Annotated in this window: 1 protein-coding gene; it reads right to left on the bottom strand. The window is 61.3% G+C overall.

What is annotated here, in order from left to right:
- Positions 1-84 precede the first annotated feature (84 nt).
- Positions 85-2,235: a 5-histidylcysteine sulfoxide synthase gene (gene ovoA / locus ACRAUW_RS17565; protein ID WP_431363303.1), complete on the bottom strand. Its 2,151-nt coding sequence runs from the start codon at positions 2,233-2,235 to the stop codon at positions 85-87.
- Between the last annotated feature and the right edge of the window lie 591 nt (positions 2,236-2,826).

The following is a 2,826-nucleotide window of genomic DNA, read 5'->3' as shown; positions in this document are numbered from 1 at the left end:
ATTGATACTCGCGCCGTTTTGACTGCCATATCAAGAGGGAGGCCCGTTGGCCTCCCTCTTCTCATCTGCATGTCGACCGGCGTGCTAGCGTTTGCGCCAGACGGTCAGCTGCGCCATCGTGTGCTGGTATTTGCGGGCGGTTTCGCGGATGACGAAGGGCACATCCCGCGGCGGGCAGTGCTCCTCGAACTCCGCCGCCAGCAGCCGTTGCAGCGCCTGATAGGTGGTGAGCGCCTCGCCGTTTTCGCGAATGCCGCCGAGCCAGTTGGCGGGCGGGGTATATTCCGCCAGCCAGGTATAGGGGCTGGTGAGTACCAGCAGGCCGCCGCTGCGCAGCCGGGGGGCGATATCCCGCAGGAAGCGGGCGGGCTCTCGCAGCCTGTCGATCAGATTGGAGGCGAGCACCAGATCGTAGTGGCCATATTTGGGCTTGAGGTTGCAGGCATCCCCCTGACTGAAGTGGATGCGCTCAGCCTGACTCGCCCCCAGCCCGTGGCTCGACAGGCGCGCCTCGCAATACTCCACCAGTTCACCCTCCAGCGGAATGGCGTAGCGGAAGCTGTCCTGACTGGCGAGGGCCAGCGCCACATCGATGAAGCGGGCCGAGTAGTCCACCCCGTCCACATGCTGGAAGTGGCGGGCCAGTTCGAAGCTGGCGCGGCCGGTGGCGCAGCCGATATCCAGCGCCCGCTGGTGGTTGCTGCAGAGCTCGCCAGCAAGATCAGCAAGCGTCTTGGCGTAGTTGGCTACCCCGAAGTGGCTCGGGCCGTACTGGAAGTCGAGGTACTGAGCGACCAGCGTGTCGGTTTCATAGGGATTCACGATAACGGGTTCCTGATAACGGGAGACCAGATAGCGGAAACCCGCATGCTGGAAGAAGTGACGCCGGAAGGCGTAACGGGATGATTTGAGCGCTTCGTTACCCGTGCTGATCCAGCTGCCGCCCTTGATCAGGGTGTGCTTGCCATCAAAGGTGGGGGTGGAGAAGTCGTCGTAGAGCGGGTGGATTTTAAAGCCGTCGAAGCCATCGATTGCGGTGCTGGTCCACTGCCAGACATTGCCCACCAGATCGAAGAACTCCCCTTGCGGGCAGGCATCCACCGGGCAGGAGGAGGCAAAACGGGCCAGATTGATATTGCCGGGTGCCTGCGTCCAGTCCGGCTGATCGCCGGGTAGCTGCTCGCGCAGCAGCATCCATTCCGCCTCGCTCGGCAGCTGGATGGGGAGTCCGGTCCGGGCCGCCTTCCAGCGACAGAAGGCAGCCGCTTCCAGCTGGTTGACCTCGACCGGCCAGTCCCATGGCATGGCGATCTGCTCGGTCATCAGCCGCAGCTGCAATTTCCCGGGTTTGGTGGAATCACCCACCCAGAAGGTGGGCATCTGCGCCTTGGCGTATTGGCACCAGCTCCACCCCTCCTCATCCCACCACTGTTGCTGGCCGTAGCCGCCCGCCTGTACGAAGGCGAGGTACTCGGCATTGCTCACCAGCATGCGGCTGGCCTGAAACGGGGCCAGTTCGATATGGCGCTCGCCATATTCGTTGTCCCAGCCGTAGGTGGCGTCCTGCTTGCCAAGGCGCACCTTGCCGCCGGCCACCGGCAGCAGGCTGTTGGCGGGCACCAGCTCAATCCTATGGCGGGCTTCGGGGCAGGCGGGCCAATAAGGTTGCGGCCGCACCCAGGCGAGCGGCAACTGGCGGATCAACACGCTGGAGGTCTCGAGGTGGATGCGCTCGTGCTCTATCCCCATCAGGATCACCCAGGCCGGGCTCTGCCAGTCGATGGGCAGGGTGAGCGGCATCTGGCGGATGAAATCGCACACCAGCGTACGGACTTTGGCTCGATAGCTGCGCAGCTCGCTGACCTTGGGCCAGTCATAGTGGGTCTCGTCCAGATCGTCCCAGCTCATCTCGTCCACCCCGATGGCGACCATGGCCTCGATGCGGGCATCCAGCCGCTGGTCGATCAGGCGCGCCGCCAGCAGCTTGTTGATAAAGAAGGCGGCGGTGTGGCCGTAGTAGAAGATGAGCGGATGGCGCAGCGGGATCGCCTTGTTGAACCAGGCCCGCTCATCGGCCAGACAGTCGAACAGCGCGTCGTAGAGATCGAAGGTCTGGCAGAAGTAGGCGAGCAGTTCGCGCCGTTTCTGCTCGGGATCGCTGCCGGTCAGCAACGGGGTGCGAGTCGGCTCCGGCAGACCGGTGGCGGTGGCATAGAGAGGGCTTGCTTGGGTCACGCTCTGACTCCTTGTTGGCAGTGAAGACTGACAAAAGACAGTGGTAATGACATTACCGCAATGGAGAGCTTGGTACGCACGAAGTACCACTATTGGCTCAACAGACCGGCAGGGCAATTAAAAACTTCCACGGGCTGTCAGCATAGTGACCGGCAGGACGACCCGCCAATCAGCCACAATCATATCCGTTCTGCAATGGATGATGGTTGGGCTCAGTTGATGGCGGGGCTCAGTGGTTGTCACTGGCTGGATCAGACCAGCGTGACCAGAACGGGGAGAGGGCGAACGCCAGCGGCTTGGCTGGCAGAGTGAATTGCTACCCGAATTGCAGACCCTGGCGAAAGGGGGCTGGATCCTCTATCCAATCCTGATTGAAGTATGTGGCTCTGTATCAAGCGTTCAAAGGCAACTCAAAAGCTACCTGTAGGTGAAGGTGCGTCAAGAGATGTCCCTCAAAAAGCATTCAGCGCAACATGGTGATGCCATTGCCAGACGTTTCCTTGACCCGAAGGCATGCTATCAAGAGCCGCTTTCCTTGTTGCTTTATGAGTCTGAAATCAACAAAACCCGGCTGAATTTATGAGAGAATCT

Source organism: Aeromonas sp. (genome assembly GCF_050633025.1).
Taxonomy (GTDB): domain Bacteria; phylum Pseudomonadota; class Gammaproteobacteria; order Enterobacterales; family Aeromonadaceae; genus Aeromonas.
The sequence above is the reverse complement of the archived record's forward strand: the minus strand, read 5'-3'. Positions and strand labels throughout refer to the sequence as shown.